General features: G+C 65.7%; 19 protein-coding genes and 1 pseudogene. 9 read left to right on the forward strand and 11 right to left on the reverse strand.

Features of this window, described 5'->3' with window-relative positions:
* On the forward strand, positions 1-385 hold a 385-nt coding region (locus AC1DEL_RS12080; RefSeq protein ID WP_477159084.1), incomplete at its 5' end, for an isochorismatase family protein.
* A gap of 222 nt (positions 386-607) precedes the next feature.
* Here the strand turns inward: AC1DEL_RS12080 and AC1DEL_RS12085 are convergent.
* The 5 genes from AC1DEL_RS12085 to AC1DEL_RS12105 all read right to left on the reverse strand — a co-directional run bounded on the left by AC1DEL_RS12085 (position 608) and on the right by AC1DEL_RS12105 (position 5148).
* Positions 608-1282 carry a TetR/AcrR family transcriptional regulator gene (locus AC1DEL_RS12085; protein ID WP_477110883.1) on the reverse strand — a complete coding sequence of 225 codons (675 nt, stop codon included), beginning with the start codon at positions 1280-1282 and terminating at the stop codon, positions 608-610.
* Positions 1283-1401: 119 nt separating this feature from the next.
* On the reverse strand, positions 1402-3051 hold the full coding sequence (locus AC1DEL_RS12090; RefSeq protein ID WP_441593818.1) for a cation acetate symporter: 1650 nt from the start codon (positions 3049-3051) through the stop codon (positions 1402-1404).
* On the reverse strand, positions 3048-3407 hold the full coding sequence (locus AC1DEL_RS12095; RefSeq protein WP_092291728.1) for a DUF485 domain-containing protein: 360 nt from the start codon (positions 3405-3407) through the stop codon (positions 3048-3050). The genes AC1DEL_RS12090 and AC1DEL_RS12095 overlap by 4 nt, the downstream gene beginning before the upstream one ends.
* Positions 3408-3442: 35 nt before the next feature.
* Entirely contained in the window at positions 3443-4666 is a 1224-nt protein-coding gene (locus AC1DEL_RS12100) for an FAD binding domain-containing protein (RefSeq protein WP_477159085.1), read from the reverse strand.
* Positions 4663-5148, reverse strand: a complete 486-nt coding sequence (locus AC1DEL_RS12105; RefSeq protein WP_477126472.1) for a VOC family protein — start codon at positions 5146-5148, stop codon at positions 4663-4665. The genes AC1DEL_RS12100 and AC1DEL_RS12105 overlap by 4 nt, the downstream gene beginning before the upstream one ends.
* Before the next feature lie 262 nt (positions 5149-5410).
* Between AC1DEL_RS12105 and AC1DEL_RS12110 the strand changes: the two genes are divergently transcribed.
* Entirely contained in the window at positions 5411-6325 is a 915-nt protein-coding gene (locus tag AC1DEL_RS12110) for a LysR family transcriptional regulator (protein WP_092291734.1), read from the forward strand.
* Position 6326: 1 nt separating this feature from the next.
* On the opposite strand, the gene AC1DEL_RS12115 is transcribed toward AC1DEL_RS12110, so the two are convergent.
* From AC1DEL_RS12115 to AC1DEL_RS12130, 4 genes and pseudogenes are all read right to left on the reverse strand, one after another.
* A complete protein-coding gene (locus AC1DEL_RS12115) occupies positions 6327-7439 on the reverse strand; it encodes an alkene reductase (protein WP_477126471.1) in 1113 nt (370 codons plus the stop codon).
* A 46-nt stretch (positions 7440-7485) separates the two neighbouring features.
* Positions 7486-8688 (reverse strand): MFS transporter, encoded by a 1203-nt coding sequence (locus AC1DEL_RS12120; protein ID WP_477126470.1) that lies wholly within the window; start codon positions 8686-8688, stop codon positions 7486-7488.
* A gap of 111 nt (positions 8689-8799) precedes the next feature.
* Positions 8800-9102: pseudogene (locus AC1DEL_RS12125) on the reverse strand (xanthine dehydrogenase family protein molybdopterin-binding subunit); the annotation flags it as partial.
* A 328-nt stretch (positions 9103-9430) separates the two neighbouring features.
* On the reverse strand, positions 9431-10183 hold the full coding sequence (locus AC1DEL_RS12130) for a hypothetical protein (protein ID WP_092291740.1): 753 nt from the start codon (positions 10181-10183) through the stop codon (positions 9431-9433).
* A gap of 287 nt (positions 10184-10470) precedes the next feature.
* Here AC1DEL_RS12130 and AC1DEL_RS12135 point away from each other — a divergent pair, with 287 nt between their 5' ends.
* On the forward strand, positions 10471-11178 hold the full coding sequence (locus AC1DEL_RS12135) for a hydrolase (RefSeq protein WP_477159086.1): 708 nt from the start codon (positions 10471-10473) through the stop codon (positions 11176-11178).
* Here AC1DEL_RS12135 and AC1DEL_RS12140 read toward each other — a convergent pair.
* The gene (locus AC1DEL_RS12140; RefSeq protein ID WP_477107881.1) at positions 11165-11977 is read right to left on the reverse strand and encodes an IclR family transcriptional regulator; all 813 of its coding nucleotides are present in this window, start codon (positions 11975-11977) and stop codon (positions 11165-11167) included. The two genes, AC1DEL_RS12135 and AC1DEL_RS12140, sit on opposite strands and share 14 nt — an antisense overlap.
* A complete protein-coding gene (locus AC1DEL_RS12145) occupies positions 11974-12789 on the reverse strand; it encodes an IclR family transcriptional regulator (protein WP_092291746.1) in 816 nt (271 codons plus the stop codon). Before AC1DEL_RS12145 ends, AC1DEL_RS12140 begins: the two co-directional genes overlap by 4 nt.
* Before the next feature lie 128 nt (positions 12790-12917).
* Here AC1DEL_RS12145 and AC1DEL_RS12150 point away from each other — a divergent pair, with 128 nt between their 5' ends.
* The 6 genes from AC1DEL_RS12150 to AC1DEL_RS12175 all read left to right on the forward strand — a co-directional run bounded on the left by AC1DEL_RS12150 (position 12918) and on the right by AC1DEL_RS12175 (position 18539).
* Positions 12918-13847 carry a LysR family transcriptional regulator gene (locus AC1DEL_RS12150; protein WP_477125786.1) on the forward strand — a complete coding sequence of 310 codons (930 nt, stop codon included), beginning with the start codon at positions 12918-12920 and terminating at the stop codon, positions 13845-13847.
* Between the two features lie 129 nt (positions 13848-13976).
* Positions 13977-14936, forward strand: coding sequence for an MBL fold metallo-hydrolase (locus AC1DEL_RS12155; RefSeq protein ID WP_092291749.1), 960 nt, complete (start codon positions 13977-13979; stop codon positions 14934-14936).
* Between the two features lie 3 nt (positions 14937-14939).
* Positions 14940-16697: an FAD-dependent oxidoreductase gene (locus AC1DEL_RS12160; RefSeq protein ID WP_441591636.1), complete on the forward strand. Its 1758-nt coding sequence runs from the start codon at positions 14940-14942 to the stop codon at positions 16695-16697.
* 35 nt (positions 16698-16732) lie between these two features.
* Positions 16733-16924 (forward strand): DUF2783 domain-containing protein, encoded by a 192-nt coding sequence (locus AC1DEL_RS12165; RefSeq protein ID WP_092291752.1) that lies wholly within the window; start codon positions 16733-16735, stop codon positions 16922-16924.
* A 48-nt stretch (positions 16925-16972) separates the two neighbouring features.
* The gene (locus AC1DEL_RS12170) at positions 16973-17389 is read left to right on the forward strand and encodes a hypothetical protein (RefSeq protein WP_441591638.1); all 417 of its coding nucleotides are present in this window, start codon (positions 16973-16975) and stop codon (positions 17387-17389) included.
* 229 nt (positions 17390-17618) lie between these two features.
* Positions 17619-18539, forward strand: coding sequence for a glutamate/aspartate ABC transporter substrate-binding protein (locus AC1DEL_RS12175; RefSeq protein WP_477125787.1), 921 nt, complete (start codon positions 17619-17621; stop codon positions 18537-18539).

An 18539-nucleotide genomic window follows, 5' to 3' on the forward strand; every position in this document is an offset into this window, starting at 1 on the left:
CAAGAAGATCGTCGTGGCCGGCCTGTGGACCGAGGTCTGCAACACGACCTTCGCCCTGAGCGCGATGCTGGAAGGGGACTACGAGATCTACATGGTGGCCGATGCCTCGGGCGGCACGACCAAGGAAGCGCACGACTACGCCATGCAACGCATGATCCAGGCCGGCGTGGTGCCGGTGACGTGGCAGCAGGTGCTGCTGGAATGGCAGCGTGACTGGAAGAACAAGGAAACGTACGACGCCGTGACCGGCCTGGCCAAGCAACACTCGGGCGCCTACGGCATGGGCATCGACTACGCCTACACGATGGTCCACAAGGCTGCGCAGCGCACGCAGACCCCGCACGCGTCGATCGCGCCCGTGCATGCGCCGGTGACCGAATACTGATATCCAAGGTGGGTGGCGCGGCATCAAGAGCCGGGCCACCCTGACTGGGCACAGGCAAAAAATGGTAGCCGCAATGACATGCAATCACAAACTTGGTCGTAAGCTGGAAATGGCTGCCGTCGCCTTCGCGACGGGGTTCTCCTCTCACGCGCACACCTCTTCGTCCCTCGGTATGCTGGCTGGAACACTGGCGGTTTGCGCCATGATGACCCAGCGGTTTGTTTATCCAGCGCTTGCGCGCAATGCGCGTATTGCCGCCGGGGCGCCATGCAGGAACATGTCTACCTTCTGACGGATCATGGCGTCCATGTCGGTCGGGACCTTGAGACCGTAGATCCACTTGCGGACGCCGATATAGAAGATGGCCGCGTGCAGGCTCCAGATCATCTCGATCTCCGCCTCAGTCTCTTCAGCTTTGCGCGGTGCTTCAATCCCGAATGCATCCCTGACTTCGGCCAGCACAGGCAGGAAGACCTTGCTGCGCAGCTTGCCGAGGTACTTCTTGTTGATGCCTTCGTGCGTCAGGCCGGCAAAGATGAACAGCCGGATCCATTCTTCGCGGAGGATCACCGATGAATAGTCGAGGTAAAAAGCATGGAGCCGCTCCGCCAGTGGCATCGAGCGGTCGGTGATTTGCCGATCCCAGTCAGGACGCCATTGGAAGACCTCGTTGTACACGCGCTCGATGAGGGCTTCCTTGCTCTCGAAATAACGATAGAGCAGGGGTTGCGTCACACCGATCTGTCGGGCCAGCTCCCGGGTACTGCCGCCAAAGCCGTTTCGGGTGAAATGTTCGATCGCCTTTTCGACGATCTGCTTCTCGCGTTCCTCGGGCAGCAGCCGTCGCGCAGACTTGACGGGCGGCTCTTCCGTGGTCGATCCAGTACCTGAGTCCATGACGTTCTCTCTCGCCAATGCGATGCCGATGATGTCCGGATTCTACCAATCGACCGATAAATGGGAAGATGGGCGACTGCAGAAGGTCTGCGCCGCCCGCTCCCGATGGTGGCTGCAGCCTAGTTAACGGTCTTCCTGCCGAGGCCCAGCTCACAATCCACGCGCTGATTCTGATACGCCGCGCGTTCCCATGCTCCCCGTGCCGACCGGTCGGTCACCGAGAATACGTAGATGCCGGCAAATGCCACCAGCATGGAGAACAGGGCCGGATATTCGTACGGATAGATGGCCGAGGCGTGCCCCAGCACCTGCACCCAGACGGTCGGGCTCAGGATCGTCAGTACTACGGCCGTGATCAGTCCGAGCATGCCGCCTACGACCGCGCCGCGCGTGGTCAGCCCGCGCCAGTAGATCGACAGCAGCAGCACGGGAAAATTGGAACTGGCGGCGATCGAGAATGTCAGGCTGACGATGAAGGCGATGGTCTGCTTCTCGAACAGGATGCCGAGCAGGATCGACAGCACACCCAGCACCAGCGTCGTCATACGCGATACCCGCATCTCGTCCTTGTCGGACGCCTTGCCCTGGCGGATCACCGTCGCATAGAGGTCGTGCGAGATGGCGGAGGAGCCCGCCAGCGTCAGCCCGGCAACCACGGCCAGGATCGTCGAGAACGCCACCGCACAGATAAAGCCGAGGAAGACGTTTCCACCCACCGCATGAGCAAGATGCACGGCCACCATGTTGACCCCGCCAATCACGGCGCCGGCGCTGTTGTGGTACAGCGGATCCTGGGCGACCAGCGCGATCGTGCCAAAGCCGATCACGATGATCATGGCGTAGCCCATGCCGACGATGCCGGTGGCGTAGAGCACGCTCTTGCGCGCGGCCTTGACGTTGCTGACGGTAAAGAAGCGCATCAGGATGTGCGGCAGGCCGGCAGTGCCGAAGATCAGCGCCAGGCCCAGCGACACGGCTGACACCGGATCCGAGACCAGGCCGCCGGGACGCATGATGGCGTCGTGCTTGCCATGTGCGGTGATGGCGTGCTCGAACAGGGTATTCAGGCTGAAGCCGAAGTGGCGCATGACCATGAAGGCCATGAAGGCGCAACCGGCCAGCAGCATGACGGCCTTGATGATCTGGATCCAAGTCGTGGCCAGCATGCCCCCGAAGAACACGTAGACCACCATCAGCACGCCGACCAGGACCACCGCCGAGGTGTAGTTGAAGCCGAACAGCAGCTCCACGAGCTTGCCGGCGCCCACCATCTGCGAGACCAGGTACAGCAGCACGATCACGATCGAACTCAATGCCGAGAAGCCGCGGATAGGCCGCTGCCTGAGCCGGTATGACAGCACATCGGCCAGCGTGTAGCGCCCCAGATTGCGCAGGGGTTCGGCGATCAGGAACAGGATGATGGGCCAACTGGCCAGGAATCCGATGGAATAGATCAGGCCGTCGTAGCCGCTGGTAAAGACCAGCGCCGAAATGCCGAGCAGCGATGCGGCAGACATGTAGTCGCCGGCAATCGCCCAGCCATTCTGCATGGCCGTGATCTTGCCGCCGGCAGCGTAGTGGTCGGCTACGCTGTGGTTGCGCTTGGCCGCCCAGCGTGTCACGACCAGTGTGGCGGCGACAAACGCGACGAACATGGCAATGGCGATCAGGTTCAGGCCCTGCCCGACCGGTGGCGTGGCCGCCAGGACGGGAGTGGCGACGACAAGCGGCGCAAGCAGGAGGGAAGCTGCAATCAAGGCGCGGTTCATGACGGTTCTCCCTCGCGGATCTGCGCAATCATCCTGTCGTAGACGGTGTTGCTGCGATACACATAGATGGCCACCAGTGCGAAGGTGAAGGCGAACATGCCGAACCCGATGGGTATGCCGACGCTCATCGGCTGGCCTGCTGTCAGCGGCGCAGCAAGCAGGTCCGGACGAAAGGCCAGGGTGAGAATGAAGCCGAAGTAGACCGCCAGCATCGCGGCGGTGAGCGACCAGGAAAAACGACGGCGCGCGCGCTGCAGACGCGCGAAGCCTGGCTCGCTCAGGAGGGGATGCGGGACCACGGGCGGGTCCGTTTCGGCAAGATCAAGATGGATTGGATAGGCCGCGGCTTGGGGCATGATGTTGTCTCCGGTACGTTGTTTTGCGGCGTAGGTCAGAAGCGCCGTGAGACGGCGGTCTCGCGCATGACTGCCTCGGGCGTCCGATAGCGTTCGGCCATCTCGCGATCCTGTTCACCCTTGAGTTGCGCCTGCATATAGGCCCCCAGATGGCGTGCGTGCTCGACGACCGCCCGGCCTACCTGGACGCGCTCGGTGCTGTACGCCTCGAGCGCCGTTTCGACGGACGGATGTCCGGCCAGCGCGTGGACCAGTGCGATGGCGTCGCCGGCCGCTTTCGTGACACCCATGCCGCAATGCGGGCGAGCCACGAACGCGGCGTCGCCCAGCAGCGCGATTCGGCCGAAAGCCATGCGAGGCACGGTCAGGTCGAAGATCGGCTGGAATAGCGGTTGGGGGGTCTTCGTGACGATTTCCGCGAACTGCGGCGCCAGCAGATCGGATGCGGCGCTTTCCATGTCGTCGAGCACCTCGGGGCGGATCAGGCTCGGCGGAATGCCATTGGCCCAGGTCTTGCCCGCGACGTCGGTCAGCAGGTCAGGGAGTTCGTCTTCCTCGCGCGTGGCGCGATACCACACGAAGTTGTAGCGGCGGCGGCCCGGCGCGATGCTGTTGCCGTCGCCCGCCACCGGATAGCCAAGGATTTGCTCGTGAGCCGGCAGGCAGAAGGCAAACTTGTCGAAAATGGCCGCGTGCGTGCCGGGCGAAATATCGGCCTCATCGACCAGCCCGCGCCAGGCAACATATCCGGCGTACTCCAGGCCGACCGAAGGCAGTAGCTGTTCGCGTACCCCCGAGCGGAAGCCGTCGGCGGCAATGACCATGTCGGCCCGGTGCGTCGAGCCGTCCTGCAGCGTGACGACCGCATGGTCGGCATGAGAATCGACCGCGGTCACGGTAGCGCCGGTGCGATAGGCGCCGGAAAACGCCTTGCCCAGCACGTCATACATCTTGCCCCAGGCCGTCAATATCTGGGGCATCTGGCGATCCGATACCACAGCGCCATCGCGGGCGAGTGTGACCCGGGTATCGACGTGAACGCCAATGCTGTCGTCGACGACCACGCCGGCGGTGGCCAGTGCCTCGAACAGTTCCGGGTGCGTGACGATTCCGGCGCCACGCCCGGTCAACGCTTCGGGTGTCCGCTCGAAGACCTCGACCTCCCAGCCTTCGCGCTGAAGCATGYTGGCGGCAAACAGACCGCCGAGCGATCCGCCGACGACGATCGCCCTGGGTTGCCTTTGCAGTGCGGATTTCATGCCTCGACTCCCGTTGTAGCTTGCGCCGGATGCGGCAATGCCAGGCCCTCCACCTCGGTGGATGGGTAGTTGAGCTCGATCGTGACGCCCGAAGGATCCTCAATGAAGACCTGATGGAGGCCAAGGCTCGGGACGGTGCGGTCACGCCAGGCGATGCCCTCGGCACGGAGGGTGTTCCACATCTGCGCGACGCCAGTGGCCAGGAAGGCGATGTGGTCGAGCGTGCCGGTGCCGGTGCCGGATGCGGGCAGGGACTTGTCGCCGAGGTAGGCCGCCAGCCCCGAAGGATTGGCGGGATCGATGCCAATGATGTGCACGCATCCGTAGTCACGCTCGTCATCGCCCATATAGAGCCAGGCGCCGGGAAAATCGAACGGGGGGCGGTAGCCACGCCGGAAGCCCAGCACGCGTTCGTAGAACGCGCAGGACCGTTCCAGGTCGGTGGTGCGAATGGAAAAATGCGCAAGTTTGGTCAGTGCCATCGTCGCCTCCTTTAAATTATCGATCGATCAGTGATCGGTTGATAAATGATAGGGCGGAAGGCGCGACAGGCCAAGGGGCGGGACGGGTGGGACTTACCCTGATTCGACGAGCTTCCGCGCGGTGTCGCGCCTGGCTCACAAAGCAAGTCGGATCAAGGAGTGGCATCATCTGCCGGAACGCGAGCGTGTCGCATAGTTCATATCGCGATCTGCATCACGCTTCCCGAATGACCAATCGTTATCAATCGATCATCCCTGGAAGATGGACAAGCTGCTTGCACTGAAGATGTTCGTGGAAACCGTGGATGCGAAGGGCTTCTCCGCCGCAGCACGACGCCTGGAGCTGGCCACATCGTCGGTCACGCGCGCGCTCGACGGCCTTGAGGCATCACTGGGGGCGGTCTTGCTGAATCGGTCCACGCGGCTCATCACGGTCACGGAGGCCGGCGCAGCCTATTACCAGCAGGCCCGGAAGATTCTGGATGCCGTGGAGGAAGCCGACGCGTTGATTGCGGATCGGGGCGAGGAGCCGGTTGGGCGCTTGCGCGTATCGCTACCCGTGGCGTTTGGGCGGCGATGCATCGCCCCCTATCTTGGCGATTGGCTGGCGAAGTTTCCGAAACTCGAGGTCGAGGTGACGCTGACCGACGACATCGTCGACCTGATCGGCGAGCGGATTGACCTGTCCGTCCGGCTGGGCAGCCCGGCGTCTTACGATAGTGTCATCGCGCGGGAGATCGGCAGCTTCCGCCGTCGCGTGGTGGCTAGCCCGGCCTATCTGGAGAGCCAGGGTGTGCCCGCTGAGCCCGGCGAGTTGCTCCATCATCGCTGTCTGCGATTCAGCTATGGCGCGCGGGATCAGGTGTGGACCTTTCGCCAGGACGGCAGTGAGACGACAGTTCCGGTCAATGGCCATTTCCGCAGCAACAACGCCGAGGTATTACGCGAGATCGCGCTGGCGGGCGGGGGCATCGGCCTGTTGCCGGACTGGCTCGTCGATGACGATATTGACAATCGTCGGCTGACGCCGTTGTTTGACGCATGGTCTGTCAATCCTGACCAGACAAGCTCCGCCATCTCTGCGCTGTATCTGCCGAACCAGCGCGGCTCGCGACGGATTGCCGCGTTCCTGACATTCCTGGCGACATTGCCCGGGCCGACACGCCGCCAGGAATGACTCAGGCAAGTGCCGGATAGTCGGTGTAACCGACACTCGTGCCGCCAAAGAACGTCGCCGGATTGGCGGCATTCAGCGCCGCCGAGGTCTTGAGACGGCGGGGCAGATCGGGATTGGCGATGAACGGCCGTCCGAACGCGACGATGTCCGCGCGCCCGTCGGTAATCGCACGTTCTGCAGAGGCGCCGTCGTAGCCGCCAGCCAGCATCAGCACGCCGTGGAATTCGGCACGCATCCTGCGCATGATGGCATCCCAGCGCGGGTCAGCCGCCTCGTCCTTGACCGTACCGACCATCGCCGGCTCCACCAGGTGCAAATAGGCCAGCGACTCGTCGTTGAGGCGGCGTGCGATGTAGGCGAACGTGGCCTCAGGCGTGGCATCGCCCATACCCATGAAGCGGCCCATCGGCGTGAGCCGCACGCCCACGCGCTCCGCACCGATCTCGGCCGTCACGGCGTCCACCACCTCCAGTAGCAGGCGCGCGCGGTTCTCGATGCTGCCGCCATAGGCGTCGGTGCGAAGGTTGCTGTCAGAGTTGATGAACTGGTCCAGCAGATAGCCATTTCCCGCATGGATTTCCACGCCGTCCATGCCCGCCTCCATGGCATTGTGCGCGGCCCGGCGGTAGTCATGCACGATCGCCGCGATACCCTCCACGGTCAGTGCCTGTGGCGTCGGGATGTCGCCCCACACGCCGTTCCCGTCGGCGTCGACGATGAACGTCTTGCCGGGCACCGGGAGCGCGCTCGGCGCCACCGGCAGCGCGCCGCCGGGTTGAAACGACGGGTGCGAAACCCGGCCAACGTGCCACAGTTGCAGGAAGATCCGGCCAGCTTCGGCATGGACGGCGTCCGCCACGGCACGCCAGCCCTCGACCTGCTCGGCGGTGTAGATCCCAGGGGTCCACGCATAGCCCTGGCCTTGCTGCGAGATCTGGGTGGCCTCGGTAATGATCAATGCCGCTGAGGCACGCTGCCGGTAGTACTCGACATTCATGGCATTGGGCACATTACCGGGCTGGCCAGCGCGCGAGCGCGTCAATGGCGCCATGGCGACGCGGTGAGTCAGTTGCAGCTGCCCGATTGTGATGGGCGAGAACAGATGGGATGTCATGATGATGACTCCGGTCAATGAATGGTTCGAAGAAGGAGCGAGCTGCTCAGCGGCGCGAAGCGAGGGCCATGGCCAGCAGCGAGACCAGCGCAAGACCACTGCCCGTCGCGACGATGCCGGACCAGCCGATATGCGTGTAGAGCACGCTGGCGACGGCCGATCCCACCGCGCCCCCGGCGAAGATGGCGGTCATGTACAGCGCGTTCAGGCGTCCACGGCTGGTGGCATCGAGCGCATAAATCGCACGCTGACCCAGCACCATGTTCATCTGCACGGCAAAGTCGAGCACGATGCCGGTCAATGCAAGCCAATAGACGCCGCCTGTGCCGCCGACCATTCCGGGAAGGAAACTGATGACAGCAGCGATCATCGCCAGGTAAGAGGCGATGCGCGTATGGCCCGAATCCGCCAGCCGGCCGGCGATCGGTGCCGCCACAGCGCCCAGCGCGCCAACCAGTGCAAAGACGCCAATCTGCGATTGCGAGAGGCCATAGTGGCTGACCAGCTCGAGGGGTGCGGCAGTCCAGAACAGGCTGAACGCGGCAAACAGCAGCGCTTGGTACAGCGAGCGCTGGCGCAGCACCGCATAGCGCGTGAACAGATGCCACAGGGAAACCAGCAGGCCGCCATAGGTGCCGCGATGCTCGGGCATGCGGCGCGGAATCGTCGCTGCGATGATGGCCACCGTCGCCAGCGTCATCGCGGCGGCGATAAAGAACACCGCACGCCAGCCGAAGGCCTGTGCCAGCAGGCTCGACAATGGCCGGGACAGCAGGATTCCGGAGAGCAGGCCGCCCATGATCGTGCCCACGGTGCGCCCACGCAGCGCTTCGGGCGCAAGGTGCGCCGCCAGCGGAATCAGTATCTGCACGCTCACGGAGCTCAGGCCAAGCAACAGCGACACCAGCAGGAACAGTCCTGGCTGCGACGCGGTGGCGGCGCCCACAAGGCTGATGGCGGCGGCCACGCCACTGATCAGCAGCAGGCGCCGGTTCTCGTGAAGATCTGCCAGCGGCACCAGAAAGAACAGACCGACGGCATAGCCAATCTGGGTCAGCGACACGATGACGCTGGCGCTTTGGGCCGACAGCCCCACCGTCGGCGCAATCATCTCGATGATGGGCTGGGCGTAATAGAGGTTGGCAACCAGCACGCCGGCACACAGCGAAAACAGCGCGACCAGCGCGCCGGCCATCGGGACTGGCGCAGGCGCGGCGCCGGGCGTGAGGGGGGAAGTTGTGGATTCCATGGCGTTGAGGGACAGGTTGCAATGGGGAGAGCTTAGGCGCCGGAAAGCGCAATTTGAATCACAACGGGGAGCAAATCAGCGTTGCGCGGGATGCAACGCCTCCCTCGGTACTTAGGGCGCGATCCTGGCCTGCAGCGTCTCGCCGCCCAGTGGCATATCGCGCAGCCTCACGCCGTGGCATCGACCAGTGCGTTGCCGATGGCACCGGCGGTCGGGCCCATCGCGGCTTCCGCCACGCCCAGGAATGGTGCGCCTGGACGATCGATCAGAGGCACATTGACCTGCGTGGGGTACCGCCGAGAACCGCATGATTGGATAGGTTCCCCAATCGAAACTGCGAATGCCGCTCGTGTCGAAGCGCAACTGTTCATAGAGTGTCCAGCTGGCAGATTGCAGGATGCTGCCCTCGGGTTCGCAGCGGCGCCATGCCGGATGCCCGGCGACAGGAAATCGCCGCAAGCAGCCCGGACTGGCGGTGCGACGCCGTCGAATTCTTCGTCACGCGGATCTCGTTCGATTCCCTCGACAAGGCGCGTGCCGCAAGTCTGAGCGATGTACCGACCAGGCTTCGCCTGCCCGAGGCGGACATTGATCGCCTGATCGATGCGGGAAGGGATGCGATCCTCGGCAACCCGGTGATCCGCGAGTTCGAGCGCGAGGCGACCGGGGCGCGACAGTCCAGCGCCCCAAGAAATAACGGCCGCGATCTCTCGCGGCCGTTTTTGCTTTCCAGCGGGGGTTTTTACTGCGCCGATCCCGCCGCCGCCGTACCCGCCACCTTCGGCACCGCCGGTGCGGCCCGTTCCATGAAGAACGCGCCACGCAGCTGCGAGGTGGCCGCGCGGGTGCCTTCGTCCACGGCGCCCATCAGGTTTTCATATTCCGGGGCCTGGTCCCAGTCGCCCTTGGCGGGATTGTGGTTTTCCACCCTTTCATACCATTCGAGCTTGTTGGTCGACAGGTCCACCAGCTGTCCGGTCAGGGAGATCAGGGCCGTCGGCGGGGTCAGCGGCAGGAAGCCGTAGTAGTTTCGGACCGTGCCCAGCGAGGTGGCGCTCACCAGCAGCAGCTTGTCCGCCTTGTACTTCCGGGCCAGCGGGCGATAGTCACGCAGCGCCACGCCATCGCCCGAGCCCTCCGTGAACTTGGAGAGGGACTCCGTATCGATCGGCTCCTCGATCATCACGACCTTGATCTGGCGCGATTCCAGGCCCTGGGCGAATTCCTTGGGCAGGCCGCTCACCTTCGAGAAATCCTGCTTCTGCAGGCGGTCGACGATGGCCTTGGCGTTGGCCCGGTTGATGGCGTAGTCCAGGATGCCCTGCGCGCCCAGCATGACCTGGTTCGGCTCGGGCAGCTTCTCGAGGGCGACCGCGACGGTCTTCTCCTTGTTCTCGAACAGCGCGCTGGTGGCCGGAATCGGCTTCTGTACCACTGCGCAACCCGCGAGGGCGGTAACGGCCAGCAGCAGCCCGGCGAGGTAACGACGACCCATGGTTTCTCCTGTTTTTATCGGATGAGGGAAAGACATGAGATCGATAACGTCCGGCAGGGCCTGACATTGAGCCCCGGGAAGTGGGGTAGACATGCCCCGGGGGTCGCGCGGCGGCGTAGAGAGATCTAATTTCAAAAAATTTGAATAACTACGTGAGACTTCAGCGGATTTACGTCACTTATCGCCCCGTATAGTTCATCCCATCGCAACGCCACAACAAAACAACGGCGAACAGCGAAAAGCAATAAAACTGAACGAATCAACCTTTAGCTACCGGAGAAACCACCATGTCGAACGCCAMCAACGCCAAGCTGCAAGTCCTGACCCCGCGCAACAGCCAGCTGATCATCATCGACCACCAGCCGCAGATGGCCTTCGGTGTGCAGTCGATGGACCGCCAGACCATGAAGAACAATGTGGTGGGCCTGGCCAAGGCGGCCAAGATYTTCGATGTGCCGACGACGATCACCACGGTGGAGTCCGAGTCGTTCTCCGGTTACACCTACCCCGAAATCCTCGAYGTCTTCCCGGGCCAGCAGACGCTGGAACGCACCTCGATGAACTCGTGGGATGACCAGAAGGTGCGCGACGCGCTGGCCGCCAACGGCCGCAAGAAGATCGTCGTGGCCGGCCTGTGGACCGAGGTCTGCAACACGACCTTCGCCCTGAGCGCGATGCTGGAAGGKGACTACGAGATCTACATGGTGGCCGACGCCTCGGGCGGCACGACCAAGGAAGCGCACGACTACGCCATGCAGCGCATGATCCAGGCCGGTGTGGTGCCGGTGACGTGGCAGCAGGTGCTGCTGGAATGGCAGCGCGACTGGAAGAACAAGGAAACGTACGACGCCGTGACCGGCCTGGCCAAGCAACACTCGGGCGCCTACGGCATGGGCATCGACTACGCCTACACGATGGTCCACAAGGCCGCGCAGCGCACGCAGACGCCGCACGCGTCGATCGCCCCGGTGCATGCGCCGGTCATCGAGCGCTGATCGTCGGCCCCATCCCGGGCGCCCCGAACCGCCAGGACAGCCGCTGCGCGGCCTGGCGGACCAGTGCGGCGGTGTCGCTGTCCGTGGCGCTGTCGAAGCTGCCGCTGCTGCCCATCACCGCAATGACGATGGCCAGCGCCCCGGTATGGTCGAAGACCGGCGCGGCCAGCGTGTCGATGCCGGGCACCGGCTTGCTGACGGCGTTGTCGATCCCTGTCGCTTTCACTGCCTTCAGCCGGTTGGCATAACCCGCCGGCGTCCCGCCCGGGGTGCCGGCCATGCGGATGGCGTCCTGTGCCAGCGCGCCGGCCAGTACATCGGCCGGCAGATGGGCGGCGAAGGTCCGCCCGATCGCCGTGTTGACCATCGACAACACCGTGCCAACCCGCAGGCTCACATGCTGGGGTCGCGCCGCTTCCTCCAGCCGGATCACGGTGGGCCCCAGCGGGCCAAGCACCGCCATCGCCACAGACAACCCGGTGGCATGGGCCAGGGCGATGATCTCCGGCTCGGCCTCCCGGGTGGGCGACAGCCGCTGCAGCGCCACCAGCCCCAAATCCAGGCTCAACGCCCCGGCCACGAAATCCCCCGATGCATTGCGCGACAGCAGCCCGATCTTCTGCAGGCTGACCAGATGCGGAAACGCCTTGGCCGGCACCATGCCGGCCGCGCGCGCCAGTTCGCCCAGCGGCAGGGGCCGTCCGGCCGCGACCAGTGCCATCAGCAGCTGCCCCGTGTTGTCGAGCGACTGGATGCCGCGTTGCGGCTTGGCGCCGCCGGGGAGCGTGTCGTCGTTCATGCGGGCGCCTTGTCGATGTTGGCGGCGATGGCGGAGGCGATGTCCTCCGCGGCGTCGCGCAGGGCGGCGGCCACCGGGCCGGTCCAGTCCACGTCGATGCCACCCGTGGAGCCGATCACCGTTAGCACCAGCCGTAGCGCGCCATCGCCATCCCGCAACGGCACGGCGAGGCTGCTCACGGCGGGGCTGGGCGAGTCGATGCTGCGCTCCATGCCGCGCGCGCGGATGTCCTCTAGCTGATGCAGGAAGCCGGGCAGGTCGGCGCCCTGCGGATGCTGCCGCGCCCAGATGTCCTGCCAGTGCCCGGGCGGCTGGAACGCGCAGTAGGTGCGGCCGGTGGCCGTGGCGGCGAGCGCCATGACCGTGCCGACGTGCAGGTTCACATGCAGCGGCGTGCCGGCGTGGGCGTAATGGACGATGGTCGGCCCCTGTGGCGTAGGCAGGCTGATCGCCACGCTGAAGCCGATGCGGGCGGCCAGCGCCTGCACGCGCGGCACGGCGGCGCGATAGGCTGGATCGTGGTCGAGGTGAAGCATCCCGAGCCGCAGCGCCAGCGGGCCGGGCTCGTAGTAACCGTCGATATGGTCGCGCTTGATCAGCCCGAGCCGCGTCAGGCTGACCAGATAGGTGTGCGCCTGCGCAGGCGCCAGTTGGGCGGCGGCGGCGAGGTCGGCCAGCGACATCGGCCGGCGCGCGTCGGCCAGCGCGCGCAGCACGCGGCCGCCCACCTCCACGCTCTGGATGCCGCGCTGCGTGCGCTCGGTGCTGTCGGCGCTATCGGTACTGTCGATGCTGTCGATGGGTGGGGCCATGCGGCGTCTGCCCGGGGTCCATGCTGGGGAAGCCCAGATAGTAATGGAATCCCTCCGGGAAACCATCCGCAGATCATGCCGCCCGGCGTACTATGCCTGCTTCATTGACAACCAGAGGTTGGCAACGCATGGACAAGGCCAGGGTGTTGACGCTGTTCCTGGGCGTGGTGCGCGCCAAGAGCTTCGCGCGGGCGGCCGTGGAGGCCGAGGTCACGCCGCAGGCGGTCAGCAAGGCAGTGCGCACGCTCGAGGAATACCTCGGCGTGCGGCTGTTCCATCGCACCACGCGCAAGCTGAGCCTGACCACCGAGGGCGCCCGGCTGTTCGAGCTGGCCGAGCCGGGCATGCGCCAGCTTGACGAGGCGCTCGAGCAGGTGCGCAGCAGCCGCAGCGAGGATGACGGCATGGTCCGCGTGACCGCGCCGCACTCGGTGGGCGCCCGCGTGCTGGTGCCGCTGATCCGGGCCTTCCGGGAGGAATACCCGGGCATCACCTTCGATGTGGTGCTCACTGACCTGTTCACCGATCTGGTCGAGGCGAAGATCGACATCGGCTTCCGCGCCGGCACCAGCCCCGGCCAGAACCTCGTCGCCCGCAAGCTGTGCGACCTGCCGCTGCTGATCTGCGCCGCCCCCGAATACCTGGCTCGCCATGGCACGCCGGACTCGCTCGACGCCCTGCGCAGCCACGCCTGCACCGGCTTCCGCCGGGCGGTCACGGGCCGGCTGCTGCCGTGGGAGCTGATGGTCGATGGCGATCTCGTCTACCTGGAGGTGCCGGCCGTGGCCACCTTCAGCGATGTGGAGACCGAGATCGAGGCGGTGCGCGCCGGCATCGGCATCGGGCAGCTACAGGCCTACATGGTGCAGGACGATCTGGCGGCCGGTCGGCTGGTGTCGATCCTGCCCGCCTACCGCAGCAAGAACGTCGGCCTCTATATGTATTACCCGCACCGCACCCACGTGCCCGCGCGGGTGCGCCGGTTCCTCGACTTCGTGATGGCGGCCAGCCAGGAGACGCTGCCGGCGCTGGCCGGGGAGGGGGGTAACGGCGGGTAGGGAGTTTCCCGGACGCCGCCACAGCGGCATGCGGTCTGGCGGGTGATTTAGCAAATGACAATTCGATTTGCCATTGACTAAATTTGGTCGGCTTCCTAAGCTTGGCCTATCCCCCGTATCGAGACCGACATGGCAAAAGCATTCGCATCCCAGGCCGACCTGGAAGCCAAGCAGATCACCTTCACCCAGTTGTCCGAGAACGCCTACGCCTACACGGCCGAGGGCGACCCCAACTCGGGCGTGATCATCGGTGACGACGGCGTGCTGATCGTCGACACCACCGCCACCCCGGCGATGGCGCAGGACCTGATCGCCCGCATCCGCCAGATCACCGACAAGCCGATCAAGTACGTGGTGCTCTCGCACTACCACGCGGTGCGCGTGCTGGGCGCGTCGGCGTACTTCGCCGAAGGGGCGCAGCAGGTTATCGCCAGCCGGGGCACCTACGAGATGATCGTGGAGCGCGGCGAGGCCGACATGAAGTCCGAGATCGAGCGCTTTCCGCGCCTGTTCGCCGGCGTGGAGACCGTGCCGGGCCTGACCTGGCCGACGCTGGTCTTCGACAAGGAAATCACCCTGTTCCTCGGCAAGCTGGAGGTACGCATTGCCCATCTGGGCGCCGGCCACACCAAAGGCGACACCGTGGTCTGGCTGCCGCAGCAGAAGGTGCTGTTCTCGGGCGATCTGGTCGAGTACGACGCGGCCTGTTACTGCGGCGACGCCCAGCTCGCCCAATGGCCGGCCACGCTCGACGCGCTGGCCGCGCTGCAGCCGCAGAAGCTGGTGCCGGGCCGCGGCCCCGCGCTGACCACGCCCGCCGATGTGGCCAAGGGCATCGCCTACACCAAGGACTTCGTCACCACGCTGCTGCAGGCCGGCAAGGAGGCCGTGGCGGACCGTATGGACCTGAAGGCCGCCATGGCGCACACGCGCAAGTCCATGGACCCGAAGTTCGGCCAGGTGTTCATCTACGAGCACTGCCTGCCGTTCGATGTCTCGCGCGCGTTCGACGAGGCCGCCGGCATCACCCATCCGCGCATCTGGACCGCCCAGCGCGACCAGGAGATGTGGGCCGCGCTGCAGGACTGAGCCATGGCCACGGACGCCATCGACCCGGATTACCAGCGCCAGCAGTACGCCTACGCGCCGTGCGCGGAGCAGCGTCCGGGCCATGCCGCCGGCGCGCCGCACCCCGTGGTGGTAGTCGGGGCCGGCCCGGTCGGGCTGGCCACCGCCATCGACCTCGCCCGGCATGGCGTGCCGGTGGTGCTGATCGACGAGGACTGCACGCTCTCCACCGGCTCCCGCGCCATCTGCTTCGCCAAGCGCACGCTGGATATCTTCGACCGCCTCGGCTGCGCCGGGCGCATGGTCGAGAAGGGCGTGCGCTGGCACCTCGGCAAGGTCTTCCTGCGCGACAGCCTGGTCTACGCGTTCGACCTCCTGCCCGAGTCCGGCCACCAGCGCCCGGCCTTCATCAACCTCCAGCAGTATTACGTCGAGGGCTATCTGCTCGATCTGGCGCGCGCGCTGCCCCTGATCGACATCCGCTGGAAAAGCCGCGCGGTGAACCTGGAGTCGCGCGATGACCACGTGGCGCTGACCGTGGAGACGCCCGACGGCGGCTACACGCTGTGCGGCCGCTACGTAGTGGCTGCCGACGGCTCGCGCAGCGGCCTGCGCAAGCTGATGGGGCTGGAGAGCCACGGCCATACCTTCCGGGACCGCTTCCTGATTGCCGATGTGAAGATGGAGGCCGCGTTTCCGCCCGAGCGCTGGTTCTGGTTCGATCCGCCGTTTCATCCGAACCAGTCGGTGCTGCTGCACCGGCAACCGGACAACGTCTGGCGCATCGACTTCCAGCTCGGCTGGGATGCCGACCCGGTGTTGGAGAAAACACCCGAACGGGTGATCCCGCGCGTGCGGGCGCTGCTCGGCCCGGATGCGAAGTTCGAGCTGGAGTGGGTCAGCGTCTACACCTTCTCCTGCGTGCGGATGGACCACTTCCGCCATGGCCGCGTGCTGTTCGCGGGCGATGCGGCGCATGGCGTCTCGCCGTTCGGCGCGCGCGGCGCCAACAGCGGCGTGCAGGATGCCGAGAACCTCGCCTGGAAACTCGCCTATGTGCTGGCGGGCCGCGCGCCGGACAGCCTGCTGGACTCCTACGCCAGCGAGCGCGAGTTCGCCGCCGACGAGAACATCCGCCATTCCACGCGTTCGACTGATTTCATCACCCCCAAGAGCGCCGTCAGCCGCACCTTCCGCGACGCTGTACTCACGCTGGCGCGGGACCATGGGTTTGCCCGGCAACTGGTGAACAGCGGGCGGCTCTCGGTGCCGGCGGTACTGCACGCATCGCCGCTCAATACGGCCGATGGCGACGGCGAGGCCTTCGCCGGGGCGATGGTGCCGGGCGCGGCCTGTGCCGATGCGCCGGTATGCAGCATGAGCGGTGAACCGTGGCTGCTGCCCCGGCTGGGCGACCAGTTCGTGGCGCTGATCTTCGGCGCCCCGGCCGGGCTCGATGCCGCGACCCGCCGCGCGCTGCAAGCCTTGCAGCAGGGCGCGGCGCCGCTGCGGCTGGTCTTCGTGACCGATGCAGCCATCGCCGCCTCCGCCGATCCGTGGCCCGGCGCCACCGTGGTCCGCGACGTGGAAGGGCTGGCCGCCCGCCGCTACGACGCCCGCGCGGGTACCTGCTACCTGATCCGCCCGGACCAGCACGTCTGCGCGCGCTGGCGGACGGTGGATGCGGCGCGCGTCGGCGCTGCGCTGGACCGGGCCATCGGTCAGGCGGGGCAGGGCCGGCCAGCGGTGGCCCCGGCTCCCAAGCCGATGGCGATGGCGTGACTTGCCGCCCGTCGCGACAATCAGGAGACCCGCCGATGCCCCTCAACACCGCGCCGAACCTCGCGCGCCCCGACGATTTCTACGAGGCGCTGATCGACATGCATCGCGACCTCGACGACGCCGCCAGCCAGGCCGCCAACGCGCGGCTGATCCTGCTACTGGCCAACCATATCGGCGATCACCAGACGCTGCTCGAAGCCCTCGCGCTGGCCCGCGAGGCGCCGTAGGGCACCCCCGGTCGCCCTTGGGGCCGTCCGGACGCGTTAGGCGTTACCATGGCAGCACCGACCACAGGGAAGGAGTTCGTCATGCCGAGCCGTTGCCTTGCCGCAGTGAAGTGCCATGCCGTCGTTCTCCTCGCGCTGGGTGCCTGCCTCCCGGCCTATGCCCAGAATCCGCCCCAGCCCGGCGGCACGGCCGCCATCGACAACGTGATTGGCGATGCCGTGAAGGAAGGCGAGTCGCCCTACCGCCCCATGCCGCGCCCGCCCGGCGCCGCCGCGCCCACCCAGCAGACCATCGACGACGCCGAATGCCAGCAACTGATGGCGCAGATGAACGAGACACCCAAGCGCAGCTACAAGTCAGGCGCGCCGGTGGAGAACAGCCAGGGCAACGACGTGCTGTCCGTCGAGCGCGACCGCAGCCGCCGGCAGTTGCAGAAGACGTTCAAGGAGAAGTGCGGGGCGTAGAACTGCTGCGCCGCAGCATTCCCCGGCCATCCCAACGCCGTGCCACCAACGCCCCGACCCGGGGCGTTTTTCTTTCCGGCTGCCCCCCTTGTGGCTCCCTTCTCGCTCCTTTGTTGCACCATCCCCGGGAATAACACATTTGTTTCATGGTAATCCATGATGGAACACTTGTTGCTCAATGCCTAGCATTGCAACACCTGACGCATCCATTCAAACAGGAGTGTTTTCCATGCCCAAGTCGATTTCCGTCCGCCCGGTGCTGCGCCTGATCGCTGCCGCCGCCGTCCTGGCCACCGCAGCCCCGGCCTTCGCGGTCGACGTGGCCGCCAGCCCGACGCTCACCAAGATCAAGTCGTCCGGCACGATCTCGATCGGGCACCGGACCTCGTCGATCCCGTTCTCGTACTACGACGCCAGCCAGAAGGTGATCGGCTTCTCGCAGGACATCTGCGACCGGGTGATCGATAGCGTGAAGAAGGAAGTGGGCGCGGCCAGCCTGCAGGTGCGCATGGTGCCGGTGACCTCGCAGAACCGGATCTCGCTGGTGCAGAACGGCACGGTGGACCTGGAGTGCGGCGTCACCACGAACCTCAAGTCCCGCCAGCAGCAGGTGGCGTTCTCGACCACGTTCTTCGTGGCCGGCACGCGGCTGCTGGTGAAGAAGGGCAGCCCGATCCATGACTTTGGCGATTTGTCGGGCAAGGCCGTGGTGACCAATGCCGGCACGACTTCGGAGCGGATCCTGCGCAAGCTCAACGACGAGAAGCAGGCCAATATCACCATCCAGAGCGCCAAGGACTACGGCGAGTCCTTCCTGATCCTGCAGTCGGGCCGGGTGGCCGCGTTCATGATGGATGACGTGCTGCTGTCCGGCGCCCGCACGCTGGCGCAGAACCCCGGCGACTGGACCGTGGTCGGCACGCCGCAGTCGTTCGAGGCCTACGCGTTCATGCTGCGCAAGGACGATCCCGGCTTCAAGCAGGTGGTGGACGGCGCCATCAGCGGCCTGATCAAGAGCGGCGAGATCAACACGCTGTACGCCAAATGGTTCGCCAAGCCGGTGCCGCCCAAGAACATCAGCTTCGACCTGCCGCTCAGCGAGCCGATGAAGAAGGCCTACGCCAACCCCAACGACGAGGCGTTCGAATAA

This window comes from Cupriavidus sp. 10L43_2, assembly GCF_056395265.1.